General features: G+C 74.4%; 18 protein-coding genes. 13 read left to right on the top strand and 5 right to left on the bottom strand.

Annotation, left to right across the window (positions count from 1 at the left end; translation table 11 throughout):
• Positions 1-7: 7 nt before the first annotated feature.
• From DSM104299_RS09575 to DSM104299_RS09565, 3 genes are all read right to left on the bottom strand, one after another.
• Entirely contained in the window at positions 8-229 is a 222-nt protein-coding gene (locus tag DSM104299_RS09575; RefSeq protein ID WP_272477073.1) for an ATP-dependent Clp protease adaptor ClpS, read from the bottom strand.
• 65 nt (positions 230-294) lie between these two features.
• Positions 295-1,128, bottom strand: coding sequence for an MBL fold metallo-hydrolase (locus DSM104299_RS09570; RefSeq protein ID WP_272477072.1), 834 nt, complete (start codon positions 1,126-1,128; stop codon positions 295-297).
• Positions 1,125-1,967, bottom strand: coding sequence for a class I SAM-dependent methyltransferase (locus DSM104299_RS09565; RefSeq protein ID WP_272477071.1), 843 nt, complete (start codon positions 1,965-1,967; stop codon positions 1,125-1,127). Before DSM104299_RS09565 ends, DSM104299_RS09570 begins: the two co-directional genes overlap by 4 nt.
• A gap of 99 nt (positions 1,968-2,066) precedes the next feature.
• On the opposite strand from DSM104299_RS09565, the gene DSM104299_RS09560 reads away from it, so the two are divergent.
• Genes DSM104299_RS09560 through DSM104299_RS09505 form a run of 12 tightly spaced genes read left to right on the top strand, consistent with a single transcriptional unit; the run spans position 2,067 to position 11,845 of the window.
• Positions 2,067-4,043, top strand: a complete 1,977-nt coding sequence (locus DSM104299_RS09560) for a protein meaA (protein WP_272477070.1) — start codon at positions 2,067-2,069, stop codon at positions 4,041-4,043.
• A gap of 58 nt (positions 4,044-4,101) precedes the next feature.
• Entirely contained in the window at positions 4,102-5,052 is a 951-nt protein-coding gene (locus DSM104299_RS09555) for an ArgK/MeaB family GTPase (RefSeq protein WP_272477069.1), read from the top strand.
• Positions 5,049-5,201 carry a hypothetical protein gene (locus tag DSM104299_RS09550; protein WP_272477068.1) on the top strand — a complete coding sequence of 51 codons (153 nt, stop codon included), beginning with the start codon at positions 5,049-5,051 and terminating at the stop codon, positions 5,199-5,201. Before DSM104299_RS09555 ends, DSM104299_RS09550 begins: the two co-directional genes overlap by 4 nt.
• Before the next feature lie 53 nt (positions 5,202-5,254).
• Entirely contained in the window at positions 5,255-6,679 is a 1,425-nt protein-coding gene (locus DSM104299_RS09545) for an alpha/beta fold hydrolase (protein ID WP_272477067.1), read from the top strand.
• 38 nt (positions 6,680-6,717) lie between these two features.
• Positions 6,718-7,464 (top strand): SRPBCC family protein, encoded by a 747-nt coding sequence (locus DSM104299_RS09540; protein WP_272477066.1) that lies wholly within the window; start codon positions 6,718-6,720, stop codon positions 7,462-7,464.
• Positions 7,464-7,799, top strand: a complete 336-nt coding sequence (locus DSM104299_RS09535; RefSeq protein ID WP_272477065.1) for a YciI family protein — start codon at positions 7,464-7,466, stop codon at positions 7,797-7,799. The genes DSM104299_RS09540 and DSM104299_RS09535 overlap by 1 nt, the downstream gene beginning before the upstream one ends.
• A gap of 56 nt (positions 7,800-7,855) precedes the next feature.
• Positions 7,856-9,046, top strand: coding sequence for an RNA polymerase sigma factor (locus tag DSM104299_RS09530; RefSeq protein ID WP_349294547.1), 1,191 nt, complete (start codon positions 7,856-7,858; stop codon positions 9,044-9,046).
• A 9-nt stretch (positions 9,047-9,055) separates the two neighbouring features.
• On the top strand, positions 9,056-9,823 hold the full coding sequence (locus DSM104299_RS09525; RefSeq protein WP_272477063.1) for an LLM class flavin-dependent oxidoreductase: 768 nt from the start codon (positions 9,056-9,058) through the stop codon (positions 9,821-9,823).
• Complete coding sequence (locus DSM104299_RS09520) at positions 9,816-10,418, top strand: uracil-DNA glycosylase (protein WP_272477062.1); 603 nt, start codon at positions 9,816-9,818, stop codon at positions 10,416-10,418. The genes DSM104299_RS09525 and DSM104299_RS09520 overlap by 8 nt, the downstream gene beginning before the upstream one ends.
• Positions 10,415-11,461: an NAD(P)-dependent alcohol dehydrogenase gene (locus DSM104299_RS09515; protein ID WP_272477061.1), complete on the top strand. Its 1,047-nt coding sequence runs from the start codon at positions 10,415-10,417 to the stop codon at positions 11,459-11,461. Before DSM104299_RS09520 ends, DSM104299_RS09515 begins: the two co-directional genes overlap by 4 nt.
• Before the next feature lies 1 nt (position 11,462).
• Positions 11,463-11,687: a hypothetical protein gene (locus DSM104299_RS09510; RefSeq protein ID WP_272477060.1), complete on the top strand. Its 225-nt coding sequence runs from the start codon at positions 11,463-11,465 to the stop codon at positions 11,685-11,687.
• Complete coding sequence (locus DSM104299_RS09505) at positions 11,681-11,845, top strand: hypothetical protein (RefSeq protein WP_272477059.1); 165 nt, start codon at positions 11,681-11,683, stop codon at positions 11,843-11,845. The genes DSM104299_RS09510 and DSM104299_RS09505 overlap by 7 nt, the downstream gene beginning before the upstream one ends.
• Here the strand turns inward: DSM104299_RS09505 and DSM104299_RS09500 are convergent.
• Positions 11,842-12,357, bottom strand: a complete 516-nt coding sequence (locus DSM104299_RS09500; protein ID WP_272477058.1) for a hypothetical protein — start codon at positions 12,355-12,357, stop codon at positions 11,842-11,844. The two genes, DSM104299_RS09505 and DSM104299_RS09500, sit on opposite strands and share 4 nt — an antisense overlap.
• A 23-nt stretch (positions 12,358-12,380) precedes the next feature.
• On the opposite strand from DSM104299_RS09500, the gene moaA reads away from it, so the two are divergent.
• Entirely contained in the window at positions 12,381-13,376 is a 996-nt protein-coding gene (gene moaA / locus DSM104299_RS09495; protein ID WP_272477057.1) for a GTP 3',8-cyclase MoaA, read from the top strand.
• Here the strand turns inward: moaA and DSM104299_RS09490 are convergent.
• Positions 13,373-13,549, bottom strand: coding sequence for a hypothetical protein (locus DSM104299_RS09490; protein ID WP_272477056.1), 177 nt, complete (start codon positions 13,547-13,549; stop codon positions 13,373-13,375). The genes moaA and DSM104299_RS09490 overlap by 4 nt on opposite strands.
• Positions 13,550-13,589 lie beyond the last annotated feature (40 nt).

Below are 13,589 nucleotides of genomic sequence, written 5' to 3'. Positions count from 1 at the left end.
GGCGCGCTCAGGCCTGCTCGAGCGGGGCCATCGTCAGGCCCGCGTCCCGCAACTGGTCCCAGTAGTGCTCGGCCAGCTCCTTGTGGCCGGTCCACACGATCGCCAGGCCGGCGGCGTGGATGCGATCGGCGATCGCGTAGCCCCGGCCGACGTCGATGCCCGGGATGAGCCGCGCCAGCGTGGTGGCGACGTGGTCGAACGTGTTGTGGTCGTCGTTGCGGACGATCACCCTCCAGGCCCCGCCTAAGGCGCCGTCGGGTCCTGCGGTGAGAGGTCGCTCGATCGTCTGGCTCATTACGACGCGGCAGTATCGCGCTTTTTCCAATAACGGGCCAGCCCGCCGTACAGCGTCTCGGGCGGCATCGCCTTCAGATAGCCGTGCTCGTCGGCCGTTCCGGCCAGCGCCGCGCGGATCTCGCGTTCGAAGCCTGACGCGTCGTGGTCGCGGGCGACGCCGGCCCAGCGGTCGAGCTCGGCGTGCAGGCTCTCGAGGTGGCGGGCGACGTCGGTGAACGTCCCGAAGTGCGTGATCGCCAGCGCGCTGGGCTCCCAGGCCGCGACGCGGTCGATCGACGCGTGCCAGGCCTCGACGTCGATGTCCGGCGGCGGCGTCGGGGGCAGGATCGGGCCGTCGCCGATGCGCACGCCGGCGACGTCGCCGGCGAAGACGATGTTGGTGTCCTCATGGAGGTAGGCGACGTGGTGGACGGCGTGGCCGGGCGTCCACGCCCACTCCAGGCCGCCGGCGCGGCCGCCGTCGTCGAGGATCCGGACGTTCGCCTCGGGCACCGGGACGATCCGGCCCCACAGGCGCTCCATCTGGTCGCCGTAGATCCGCTGCGCGCTGGCGACCAGGCGGCTGGGGTCGATGACGTGGCGGGCGCCGTTGCGGTGCACCCACACCTCGAGGCCGGGCCAGCGCTCGACCAGCGCGCCCGCGGCGCCGGCGTGGTCGAGGTGGATGTGGGTCAGCAAGACGGCCTCGGGCCGCTCGTCGCCGAGCGCGGCGAAGACCGCGCCGACCGAGGACTCCGGGCCGGGGTCGACGACGTAGCCGTCGATCTGGTGCGTGCACACGGCCTTGGCCGCGCCCTGGAAGTGGACGTCGATCTCGCGGTGGCTGCTCATGGTGTCGGTGCTCCGTTCGTGGCCACGACCACGTCCTGGAAGGTCGGGGCGGGCGGGGCGGGCGGGTCCGTCTCCCCGCGCCAGGCGCCGTCGTGGATCGCGGCGATCGTGAGGCCGTGGCGCGCGGCGGCCTCGCCCAGCCAGGCGCGGTCGAAGGCGATGGCCTCCTCGGGCACCGCGTCGCTGATCACCGCGACGCGCGCCTCGGCGTCGAGGAACGGCAGCGCCGCCGCGCCGGAGGCGATCGCCGCGCGTGAGCCGTCGTCGAGCAGGAACCACGTGGCGAACAGGGTCCCGCCGGGCGCGAGCGTGCGCGCGGCCTCGGCGAGGTAGCGATCGGCCTCGCCCTCGAGCAGGTGCGTGAAGACCGAGGTCGCGAGCGCGAAGTCGAAGCTCGCGTCGGCGTAGGGGAACGTGAACTCCTGCGCCGACTGGCTGCCGGTCGGGTTGTAGCGCGCGTTGAAGAGGTCGGCGACGACGAACGCGAAGCGCGGGTGGTCGGTGCCGTAATGGTCGCGGCACCAGGCGATGCCGGCCGGGTTGACGTCGAAGCCGTCGTACGTGCCGCCGCCGTCCAGGAAGCCGGTCAGCGGGCGCGCCATCCGGCCGATGCCGCTGCCGATGTCCAGGACGCGATCGCCCGGCTTCAGGCCCCCGAGGCGCATGAAGTGCCCCAGGAACTCGTCGCCGGTCGCGGCGAAGTCCGACTCCGCGTGGCCGACGAAGTGCCGCCGCCGCGGCGGGACCAGCGGATCGGCGCGGCCGGAAACGCGGTCGCGCAGGTCCAGCGCGCGCAGACGCAGCGACGTCCGGGCGCGATCGAGCAGGGGCGCGGGCACGGCGGCTGAGCCTAGTAGGCCGTTGGAGGCGGCGCGTCCTGGCCGGACGGCCGGCCGCCGATAGCCCACATGGGTGATCTCACAAGTACGATCCCGTACATGGATCACCGCCTGCCCGAGCGCGACCGACCCTGGATGATGCGGACCTACGCGGGCCACTCGACCGCGAAGAAGTCCAACGAGCTGTACCGCTCGAACCTGGCCAAGGGCCAGACCGGCCTGTCGATCGCTTTCGACCTGCCCACGCAGACGGGCTACGACGCCGACCACGAGCTCGCGCGCGGCGAGGTCGGCAAGGTCGGCGTCCCGGTCGCCCACAAGGGCGACATGCACCAGCTGCTGGACGGCATCCCGCTGGGCGAGATGAACACGTCGATGACGATCAACGCGACGGCGGCGTGGCTGCTGGCGCTGTACATCGGGACGGCGGAGGAGAACGGCGTCGCCCAGGACCAGCTCCAGGGCACGACCCAGAACGACATCATCAAGGAGTTCCTGGCGCGCGGGACCTACGCGTTCCCGCCCGGCCCGTCGATGCGGCTGATCGCCGACATGGTGGCCTACACGGTCACCGAGGTGCCGAAGTGGAACCCCATCAACATCTGCTCGTACCACCTGCAGGAGGCCGGCGCGACGCCGGTGCAGGAGATCGCGTACTCGATGGCCAACGCGATCGCCGTGCTCGACGCGGTGCGCGAGCGCGTGCCGGCCGAGCTGATGGGCAAGGTCTTCGGCCGCATCTCGTTCTTCGTCAACGCGGGCGTCCGGTTCATCGAGGAGCACGCCAAGCTGCGCGCGATGTCGGTGCTGTGGGAGGAGCTCGGCCGCTCCCGCTACGGCGTCACCGACGAGAAGCAGCTGCGCTTCCGCTACGGCGTCCAGGTCAACTCGCTCGGGCTGACCGAGTCCCAGCCGGAGAACAACGTCCAGCGCATCGTCCTTGAAGCGCTGGCCGTCACGATGGGCCGCAACGCGCGCGCCCGCGCCGTGCAGCTGCCGGCCTGGAACGAGGCGCTGGGCCTGCCGCGCCCGTGGGACCAGCAGTGGTCGCTGCGCATCCAGCAGGTGATGGCGTTCGAGACCGACCTGCTCGAGTACCCCGACATCTTCGAGGGCTCGGTCGTCATGGAGGGCCTGGTCGGCGAGCTGCTCGACGGCGCGCGAGCCGAGATGGCCGTCGTCGACGAGCACGGCGGCGCGGTCAAGGCGGTGGACTACATGAAGTCCTCGCTGGTCGACTCGCACCGCGAGCGCATCCGCCGCATCGAGCACGGCGAGCAGATCGTGGTCGGGATGAACAAGTTCACGGAGTCCAACCCGTCGCCGCTGATCGACGAGGAGGGCGGGATCATGACCGTCGATCCCGAGGTCGAGAGCCAGCAGCGCGAGGCCGTCGTGGCGTGGCGCTCGGCGCGCGACGCCGCCGCGGCCGACGCTGCCCTGGACGAGCTGCGCCGCGTCGCGGCCAGCGACGAGAACATCATGCCGGCGACGATCGCCGCCGCGAAGGCGGGCATCACGACCGGCGAGTGGGCCGCCGCGCTGCGCGAGTCCTTCGGCGAGTTCCGCGCGCCGACCGGCGTCGGCGAGGCCGCCGCGGGCGACCGCGACGCGTCCGACCTGACCGCGATCCGCGAGGAGGTCGGGCGCCTGGCCGAGGCGATGGGCCGCCGGCCGAAGATCCTGGTCGGCAAGCCGGGCCTGGACGGGCACTCCAACGGCGCCGAGCAGATCGCCGTGCGCGCGCGCGACGTCGGCTTCGACGTCGTCTACGAGGGCATCCGGCTCACGCCGTCGCAGATCGCGGCCAGCGCCGAGCAGGAGGGCGTCCACGTCATCGGGCTCTCGATCCTGTCCGGCTCGCACCTGGAGCTGATCCCGAGCGTCGTCGAGGCGCTGCGCGGCCGCGGCGTCGACGCGCCGGTCGTCGTCGGCGGGATCATCCCGGCGGCCGACGTCCAGCCGCTGAAGGACGCCGGCGTCGCGGCGGTCTACACGCCCAAGGACTTCGACCTCGGGCAGATCATGCGCGACATCGTGTCCTTGGTCGCGGAGCGCGCGGAAAGCCTCGCCTAGAGGCTCGCCATTCCGGGCGGAACTCGCCAGGGGCTCCTTTCCGCGAGTATTCGGCGAGATGACCTCGGCGGCTGACGACCTGGCCGCGCGGCTGCGCGACGGCGACCTGAGCGCGGCGCCCGCCGTCCTCAACCTCGTCGAGTCGCGCACCGACGCCGACCGCGCCTCCGTGCGCGCGCTGCTGCGCGCCCTCTCCCCCGCCCAGCTCGGCCGCGAGGCGTCCGGGCACGTCGTCGGGGTCACGGGCCCGCCGGGTGCGGGCAAGTCATCGTTGTTGAGCGAGCTGTGCCGGACGTGGCGCACGGACGATCGCAGCGTCGCCGTCCTGGCCGTCGACCCGTCGTCGAAGCGCTCCGGCGGCTCGCTGCTCGGCGACCGCGCGCGGATCGCCTTCGACCCCGAGGACCGCGGGCTGTTCATCCGCTCGACCGCCGCCGGCGACCGACTTGGTGGCCTTGCTCCGGCGACCCGCGCGGCCGCTCAGGCGCTGGCCGCGGCGTTCGACGTGGTGGTCATCGAGACCGTGGGCGTCGGGCAGTCGGAGACCGAGGTCGGCGAGGTGGCCGATACCGTGGCCGTCATCGTGCAGCCCGGCTCCGGCGACGTCCTGCAGTTCCTCAAGGCGGGGATCATGGAGATCCCCGACGTGCTCGTCGTGACCAAGGCCGATCTCGGCGACATCGCGATGCGCGCCCGGCGCGACCTGGGCGCGGCGCTGCGCAGCGCCGGCTCGCGCGACACGAAGGTGGTCGCGGTGTCCTCGATCGCGCCGGTCGCAGGGGTCGACGACCTCGTCGCCGCGCTCGACGAGCACCGCGCGCGCACCGACGTCGGCGCCCGCCGCGTCGCGGCCCGCCGCTCCGGCGCGCTGGCCGACTTCCTGGTCGAGCACGGCGAGCACGGGATGCGCGCGCTCGGCGGCCGCCGCGCCGCGCTGAAGCTGCTCGGCGCCGCCGACCCCGCCACCGACGAGCCCTCGCTGGTCGCGACCCTGGAGTCCCAGCTGTGAGACGCGACCTCGTCCTGCTGATCGTGGTGTTCGCGCTCGTGACCGCGGTCGCCGCCGCGCTGGGCGCCACGAACTTCGGCACCGCGCTGACCTTCGGCCAGATCGCCTTCGCGGGCACGCTGGTCTGGGTGCTGGTCAAGCGCCCGTAGCGCCGCGCCGCGCCGCGCCGCGCCCTGGCGCGCGGCGGCGTAGGCTCGGTGCGGTGTGGGTCGGGGTGCGCAACGCGATGGTCGCTGCGGTCGCGCTCGGCGTCGCCGGCTGCGGCGGGAACGACCGCGAGCCCGCGGGCACGGTGACGGCGCCCGTGGCCGCGCGGCCGGTCACGACGACGACCGCCGCCGACCCCGGTCCGGCGCCGAAGCTGCGGCCCGCGTCGTGTCCGGCGCAGCTGACGGCCGGCTACCGCTGCGCGACGTTGACCGTCCCGCTGCACCGGCGCGGCGCGCAGGTGCGGGACCGGCACACGCTGACGCTCGACGTCGCCCTGCAGCGCGGCCGCCACCCGCGCGGGGACTTCCTGCTGCTCAGCGGCGGACCGGGCCAGCCAGGCCGCCCGTTCGGCCCGCGGATGGCGCAGCGGCTGCGGGCGGCGGCCGGCGCCTACCGGCTCGTCTTCCTCGACCAGCGCGGGACCGGCGCCACCGCGATCAGCTGCCCGGCGCTGCAGCGCTCGGCGGGCACGTCGGACCTCGCCGTCCCGGCCAAGGGCGCCGCCGCGGCGTGCGGTCGCAAGCTCGGCGGCGCGCGCGACGCCTACGCGACCGCCGACACGGTCGCCGACCTCGACGCGCTGCGCCGGGCGCTCGGCGCCGCCTCGTGGACCGTCGGCGGCATCTCCTACGGGACGTTCGTCGCCGAGCGCTACGCCCTCGCGCACCCGAGCCAGACCCGCGCGCTCGTGCTCGACTCGGTCGTCCCGCAGGAGGGCGCCGAGCTGCTCGAGCGCGTGCCGCTGCGGGCGACCGCCCGCGTCCTGGGCCCGACCGCGACCGCCGACCTGCGGCGCGTCCTCGCCGGCCACCCGGACCTCGGGCCGCGGCTGTTCGACCTGATCACCGAGCGCTCGATCGGCGTCCCGCGCCTGGACGTCGTGCCGCCCGCGCTGCACGCCGCGGCGACCGGCGACCTCGCGCCGCTGCAGGCGCTGCTGGCCGAGACGAGCCGCGAGGAGCGCGGCGGCGTGCCGACCGCGATCTACAGCACCGGCCTGCACGCGGCGACGCTGTGCGCCGACGCGCCCGCGCTCTGGCCCGGCGGCGCCGCCGCGCCCGCGAAGCTCCGCAGCGCCGCGATCGACCGGCTGCGCACTGGCCTGCGCCCCGCCGAGACCGCGCCCTGGCCGCGCTCGACCGCGCTGGGCCAGGGCCTGCTCGCGACCTGCCGCGCCTGGCCGCCGATCGCGCCGCCGCGGGCGCCGGCGCGCGACGCGGCGATCCGGACGCCCGCGATCCTGCTCGCCGGCGACCGCGACCTCTCCACGCCGCTGGAGTGGGCCCGCGCCCAGCAGCGCCACATGACCGAGGCGCAGCTCGTCGTCGTTCCCGGCGCCGGCCACTCGATCCTCTCGCGCGAGCCGGGCACGGCCGGCCGGACCGCGTTGGCGAAGTTCCTCGCCGCGCAGCGCTGAGGCTGTCGATTTCGGCCTGCGCCGTTTGTCGAAGGGACATGACCAAGACCAAGCAGTGGGACGTTCGCTGGGAGGGCCTCGTGCCCGCCCGCCCCGAGGCCGTGTGGAACGCCGTGACGGCCACGCCCGCCGGCTACCTGTGGCCGATCGAGTACGAGCCGCGGCTCGGCGGCGCCGAGCGCGGCCTGACGGGCGGCGGCGGGACCGTCACCGCGTGGGAGCCGCACCGGCGCTTCGCGACCCGCACGCGGCCGGAGACCGAGCGCGACGGCCTCAACGAGTTGACCTACACCTTCGCGCCGCACGACGACGGCGCCACGACGTACCTCCGCTACGTCCACCGCTGCGTCCTGCCCGCCGCGGACTTCGACCGCCAGCTGACGATGTGTCGCGCCCACACGTCCTTCTACCAGCACTCGCTCGGCGTCTACGCGGCGCACTTCGCGGGGCGCGTCCCGGCCTACGTCAGCGCCGAGGGCGGCCCGTCGTTCGCCGCCGTCCGCCGCGCGCTCGGGCTGCCCGACGACGTCGTCGCCGGCGACCCGGTGCGCCTGGCGCCCGCCGGCCTGGCCCCGATCGAAGGCGTCGTCGACTACGCCACCGGCCCGTTCCTCGGCATCCGCACCGCCGACGCGCTGTACCGCGTCTACGGCCGCGACCGCTGGGGCCATCCCGTCGGCGTGGCCCACCACCTGTTCGCGACCGGTGCGGACGCGGACGCCGCGACGGCGGCGTGGTCGTCCTGGCTGGACGGCGTCGGCGCCAACGGCGAGGCTGTCGCCTGATGCCCCGCTACGCCGTCCTGCTCTACGAGCGCGTCGCCCCCGAGGACCTCCCCGAGGAGGTCCGCGCCGCGCACGCCGCCCTGCCCGAGCGCGTCGCCGCGGCCGGCGGCCGGATCGTCGCCGGCCTCGCCGTCGGCGAGCCCGAGACCGCCACGTCGATCCGCGGCGACCTGCTGACCGACGGCCCGTTCATCGAGACCAAGGAGGTCATGGGCGGCCTGTTCATCATCGAGGCGCGCGACCTCGACCACGCGATCGCGCTGGCGAAGATGACGCCGGTCGTCGAGGGCGGCGTGGAGGTGCGCCCGCTGCTCGGCTTCATGGTGCTGGAGTGACGCGCGCGGCCGCCGAGCGGGCGGTCGCCGAGGCGCACCGGACCGAGTGGGCCTACGTGCTCGCCGCGACGGTGCGCGTCACCCGCGACCTGGACGCCGCCGAGGACTGCGTCCAGGATGCCTATCTCGCCGCGCTGGACGCGTGGACGCGCGACGGCGTCCCGGCGCGGCCGGGCGCGTGGCTGACCACGGTCGCGCGGCGCGGCGCGCTGAACGCGCTGACCCGCGGCAGGACGCTGCAGACCAAGCTGCCGCTCCTGATCGAGCCGGCGCAGGACGAGGCCGAGATGATCGTCGACGCAGAGCACGACCCCGCCATCCCCGACGACCGGCTGCGGCTCGTCTTCACCTGCTGCCACCCGGCGCTCGCCCGCGAGGCACAGGTCGCGCTGACGCTGCGCCTGGTCTGCGGCGTCGCGACGCCCGACGTCGCCGCGGCCTTCCTGGTCGCCGAGCCGACGATGGCGGCGCGGATCACGCGCGCCAAGAAGAAGATCGCGGCCGCGGCGATCCCCTACGCGGTCCCGACCCGCAGCGAGCTGCCCGCGCGGCTGGACGCGGTCCTGACCGTCGTGCACCTGCTGGCGAGCACCGCGCACGCGGCGCCGTCGGGCGACGCGCTGGTCCGCGTCGACCTGGCCGAGCGCGCGCTCGACCTCGCGCGCATGTTGTACGTGTTGCTGCCGGCCGAGCCGGAGGTGGCCGGCCTGCTCGCGCTGCTGCTCGTCCACCAGGCGCGCCATGCCGGGCGCACCGGCGGCGACGGGCGCCTCGTCCGGCTGGAGGACCAGGACCGCGCGTCCTGGGACCGGGACCTGATCGCCCAGGCCGACCGGCTCGTGGTCGCCGCGCTGAGCGCGCCGGCGGACGGCCCGGCGCCCGGGCGCTACGCGCTGCAGGGCGCGATCGCCGCGCTGCACGCCCAGGCGCCGACCTACGCCGAGACCGACTGGCCGCAGATCCTCGCGCTCTACGACGCGCTGCTGGCGCACTGGCCGTCGCCGGTCGTCGCGCTCAACCGCGCGGTCGCGCGGGCGATGGTCGAGGGTCCGGAAGCCGGGCTGGCCGACGTCGCGGCGCTGGAGGCCGACGACCGGCTGGCCGGCTACCGGTACTTGCCCGCGACCAAGGCCGACCTGCTCGCGCGGCTGGGCCGCCACGCCGAGGCCGCCGACGCCTACCGCGCGGCGCTGGCGCTGACCGACTCGGCGCCCGAGCGCGCCTACCTCGAGGAGCGCCTGGGATAGGTTCCGGGCATGTCCTCGCGCCGCGCGATCTTCGTCGCCCCCTTCGACGAGCTGGCCGACCCGCGGCTGCTCGCCGACCTCGCCGCCGAGGCCGAGGCCGCCGGCTGGGACGGCTTCTTCCTGTGGGACCACATCGTCTACAGCGCGCCGACCAGCGCGGTGCTGGACCCGTGGGTCGCGATGGCCGCGATCGCGATGACCACCAACAAGCTCCTGACCGGCCCGCTGGTCACGCCGCTGTCGCGCCGCCGGCCGCACAAGCTGGCGCGCGAGACCGTGACCCTGGACCTGCTCAGCGAGGGCCGGCTCGTGCTCGGCGTCGGCCTCGGCTCCGACAACCACGGCGAGCTCGCGCCGTTCGGCGAGGTCGCCGAGCCGCGCGAGCAGGCCACGCTCCTCGACGACGCGCTGACCAAGATCCAGGACTACTGGGGCGGGACGTTCCTGCCGCGGCCCGTGCAGCGCCCGCGGATCCCGATCTGGGCGGCGGCCCGCTGGCCGGCGCGCAGGCCCGTGCGCCGCGCCGCGCGCCTGGACGGCCTGTTCCCGATCGGCGTGCCGGACCCGGATGGGCTCGCGACGCTGCGCGAGGAGATCCTCCAGCAGCGCGCCGAGGAGCGGATCGATGGGCCCTACGACCTCGCGATCACCCACGACGAGCCCTACGACCCCGCGCCGTGGGAGGCCGCCGGCGCGACCTGGACGCTGCGCAGCTTCGGGTCGCAGCCCAAGCTGGCCGACGTGCGCGCGGTCATCGCCGCCGGGATCGATGGGTAGCGCCGGGGCCGCGGCGGAGCTGGAGGCGCTCGCGCAGGAGATCCGCGCCCACAAGGGCGCGGGCTGCGGCTTCGAGGTCTGCGAGACGTGCACGCAGCTCGTGCCCGGCGTCGGGCCGGCGAGCGCGGCGATCGTCATCGTCGGCGAGGCGCCCGGCGCCAAGGAGGACGCGGGCGGCGTGCCGTTCGTCGGGGCGGCCGGCAAGTTCCTGGACGTGCTGCTCGCCGAGGCCGGCATCGCGCGCGACGACGTGTTCATCACCAACGTGGTCAAGGCGCGTCCGCCCAAGAACCGCGACCCCAAGCGCGACGAGGTCGCCCACCACTGGCCGTGGCTGGAGCGCCAGTTGGCCATCATCTCGCCCCAGCTGGTGGTGCCCTTGGGTCGGCACGCGCTCGCGCGCTTCGCGCCCGACGCCAGGATCGCCGACGCCCACGGCGCGGTCCTGGAGGTCGGCGGCCGCCGCCTCTTCCCGCTCTACCACCCCGCCGCGGCGCTCTACAACGGCGCGTTGCGCAGCACGCTGCTGGACGACGCCCGCGCGCTGGGCCGGGCGCTGACCTCGATCAGATCCACTAGAACTCGAGGTCTATGAGCACCCCCGCCCGCGCCCTGTGGGCCCCTGAGGCCAAGGCCAGGTTCGAGCCGACGACCATCGAGCGGCGCGCGCTGGGCGCGACCGACGTCGCCATCGACATCCAGTTCTGCGGCATCTGCCACAGCGACATCCACCAGGTCGAGGGCGACTGGGGCCGCAACCTGTTCCCGATGGTCCCGGGGCACGAGATCGCGGGCGTCGTGAGCGCGGTCGGCGCCGAGGTCACGCGCGTGAAGGCCGGCGACCGCGTCGGCGTCGGCTGCTTCGTCGACTCCTGCGGCGCCTGCGAGTGGTGCGTCGCCGGCGACGAGCACTTCTGCGTCAAGGGCGTGGTCGCGACCTACAACCACGTCAACTACGACGGCACGCCGACCTACGGCGGCTACAGCGACCACATCGTCGTCGACGAGCGCTTCGCCGTGACGATCCCCGACGGGTTGGCGCTCGACCACGCCGCGCCGCTGCTGTGCGCCGGCATCACGATGTACAGCCCGCTCAAGCGCTGGGGCGCCGGGCCGGGCCAGGCGGTCGCGATCGTCGGCATGGGCGGCCTCGGCCACGTCGGCGTGCAGATCGCGGCGGCGATGGGCGCCGACGTCACGGTCCTGAGCCAGACGCTGAGCAAGCAGGCCGACGGCCGCCGGTTCGGCGCCAAGGACTACTTCGCCACCAGCGACAAGGACACGTTCAAGGCGCTGCGCGGCCGCTTCGACCTGATCGTCAACACGGTGTCGGCCAACCTGCCGCTGGACGAGTACCTGGCGTTGCTCAAGCCGCGCGGCGCGATGGTCTCGGTCGGCCTGCCCGTCGAGCCCGACCGCGTCCACGCCGGCTCGCTGGTCAGCCGCGACCGCATCCTGACCGGCTCGAACACCGGCGGCATCCCGCTGACGCAGGAGATGATCGACTTCTGCGCCGCGCACGGGGTCGCCCCGGCGATCGAGGTCATCGACGCCGCCCGCGTCGACGAGGCCTACGAGCGCGTGCCGCGCTCCGACGTCCGCTACCGCTTCGTGATCGACGTCTCCACGCTGGGTTGAGATGACCGCGCGCCACGTCGCCGCCTTCGCCGTCGCGGTCCTGCCGATCATGCTGACGCCGGGCGTCTCGATGACGCTCGCGACCCAGCGGACGCTGCGCGACGGCCCGGCGGCGGGGCTGCGCGTCGCGGCCGGGACCGCGTGCGGGCTGACGGTCCACGCGACGGCCGCGGGGCTGGGGCTCGCCGCGCTGGTCGCGCGGTCGGCGACGGCGTTACCGTGTTGAAGCTCGCCGGCGCGGCGTACCTGGTGGTGTTGGGGATCGCGACGCTGCGCGCGGCGCGCCGCGGTGCGACGACCGCCGCCGCCGAGCCGCGGCGGCTGCCGTGGACCGGCCACGGCGCGTTCGCCCAGGGCCTGCGCGCCGCGGCGCAGAGCCGCTAGCCGGACTTCTTCTTCTTGGTGGTCTTGGTCGTCGTCGTCGGCGTGGTCGACGTCGTCGTGGTCGACGTCGTCGTGGTCGACGTCCCGTTCGCGCCCGCCAGCGACGCGATCTTCCACGCGCCGTTCTCGCGCACCAGCTGCAGCGCGTCGTTGGACGGCTCCTGGCCGGCCGCCGTCGTGTGGACGCTCACCAGCGCCTTGCCCGGCGAGAGCGACACGTCGGTGATCTCCAGCGTCGGCGCCTTCACGTCGCCGAGGCCGCGCTGCAGCGCGCCCTCGCAGGGCAGCCCGACGGCCTCGATCTTCTGGACCAGCGTGGCGCTGAGCAGCTGGTCGCAGATCGTCTGGTAGTCCTTGCCGCGCGTAGCGATCCCGAACTTCGCCACGACCGCCCGGACCTGGTCCTCGGCGTTCGGGCTCGCGTCGGGGTGCTCCTCGTCGGCGCCGCAGCCGCCGACGGCCGCGGCCAAGGCGCACAACAACGACACGGCGGCGATCCTGCGGCGGGGCACCGCGGGAGAGTACTCTCAGATCGATGCCACGCGAGCCGCTCCAGGACGGGCACGGCCGCCGGATCTCGGACCTGCGCGTGTCGGTCACGGATCGGTGCAACTTCCGCTGCCAGTACTGCATGCCGGCCGAGGGCCTGCCCTGGTTGGAGCGCGACGGCGTCCTGACCTTCGAGGAGATCGCGCGGCTCACGACGCTGCTGGCCGAGATGGGCATCCGGACCGTCCGGCTGACCGGCGGCGAGCCGCTCGTCCGCCGCGACTTCCCGCGGCTCGCCGCGATGCTCACCCCGATCGCCGGACTCGACGAGGTCTCGGTCACCACCAACGGCTACCTGCTCGAGCGCGACGCCGCGGCGCTCGTCGAGGCCGGGATCGCCCGCTTCAACGTCTCGGTCGACTCGCTGCAGCGCGACCGCTTCTTCACGCAGACCCGGCGCGACGCGCTGCCCCGCGTCCTGCGCGGCCTCGAGCACCTCGCGTCGTTCCCGGAGGCCCACCCGATCAAGGTCAACGCGGTCGCGATCCGGGGCTTCACCGAGGCCGAGGTCCTGCCCTTCGCCCGCTTCGCCCGCGAGCACCCCTACGAGGTGCGCTTCATCGAGTACATGCCGCTCGACGGCGACCGCTCCTGGGACATGTCGCAGGTGCTGACGGGCGCCGAGATCCGCGCCGCGATCCACGCCGTCTACCCGCTGGCCGACGCCGACCGCGCGCCGCACGCCACCGCACGGACCCACGCGTTCGCCGACGGCGTGGGCCGCATCGGCTTCATCAACCCGGTGTCCGAGCCGTTCTGCGGCGACTGCGACCGTATCCGCCTGACGGCCGACGGCCGCCTGCGCACCTGCCTCTTCAGCCTCAACGAGACCGACCTGCGCACGCCGCTGCGCACCGGCGCCACCGACGACGACCTCGAGCGGATCGTCCGGACCGCGGTGTGGGCCAAGGAGCTCAAGCACCGCGTCAACGAGCCGGGCTTCGTCCAGCCCGCGCGGACGATGTCCGCGATCGGCGGCTAGGCCGGCGTCAGCGCGCGGATCTCGGCGCGCTCCCACGCGCTGACGTCCAGCACCACGTGCGTGCAGCCGCACGCGCAGGCGGAGTCGTCGAGCGCGTCGAGGGCGTGGGAGACGACGACCTCGAGCTCTTGCGCGCAGGCCTCGTCGGAGCAGATGAGCGTCGTGAGGAACATCGGCGACGAGGCTCCTCCCGTCCCCAGACGGACCGCAACG

Source organism: Baekduia alba (assembly GCF_028416635.1).
In the GTDB taxonomy this organism is placed as follows: domain Bacteria; phylum Actinomycetota; class Thermoleophilia; order Solirubrobacterales; family Solirubrobacteraceae; genus Baekduia; species Baekduia alba.
The sequence above is the reverse complement of the archived record's forward strand: the minus strand, read 5'-3'. Positions and strand labels throughout refer to the sequence as shown.

Bases quoted from the DNA above. Each gene is read 5' to 3' on its own strand.
- DSM104299_RS09560 (WP_272477070.1), top strand. From the start codon at position 2,067: ATGGATCACCGCCTGCCCGAGCGCGACCGACCCTGGATGATGCGGACC.
- DSM104299_RS09540 (WP_272477066.1), top strand. From the start codon at position 6,718: ATGACCAAGACCAAGCAGTGGGACGTTCGCTGGGAGGGCCTCGTGCCC.
- DSM104299_RS09535 (WP_272477065.1), top strand. From the start codon at position 7,464: ATGCCCCGCTACGCCGTCCTGCTCTACGAGCGCGTCGCCCCCGAGGAC.
- DSM104299_RS09525 (WP_272477063.1), top strand. From the start codon at position 9,056: ATGTCCTCGCGCCGCGCGATCTTCGTCGCCCCCTTCGACGAGCTGGCC.
- DSM104299_RS09520 (WP_272477062.1), top strand. From the start codon at position 9,816: ATGGGTAGCGCCGGGGCCGCGGCGGAGCTGGAGGCGCTCGCGCAGGAG.
- DSM104299_RS09515 (WP_272477061.1), top strand. From the start codon at position 10,415: ATGAGCACCCCCGCCCGCGCCCTGTGGGCCCCTGAGGCCAAGGCCAGG.
- DSM104299_RS09490 (WP_272477056.1), bottom strand. From the start codon at position 13,549: ATGTTCCTCACGACGCTCATCTGCTCCGACGAGGCCTGCGCGCAAGAG.
- DSM104299_RS09570 (WP_272477072.1), bottom strand. From the start codon at position 1,128: ATGAGCAGCCACCGCGAGATCGACGTCCACTTCCAGGGCGCGGCCAAG.
- DSM104299_RS09555 (WP_272477069.1), top strand. From the start codon at position 4,102: ATGACCTCGGCGGCTGACGACCTGGCCGCGCGGCTGCGCGACGGCGAC.
- DSM104299_RS09510 (WP_272477060.1), top strand. From the start codon at position 11,463: ATGACCGCGCGCCACGTCGCCGCCTTCGCCGTCGCGGTCCTGCCGATC.
- moaA (WP_272477057.1), top strand. From the start codon at position 12,381: ATGCCACGCGAGCCGCTCCAGGACGGGCACGGCCGCCGGATCTCGGAC.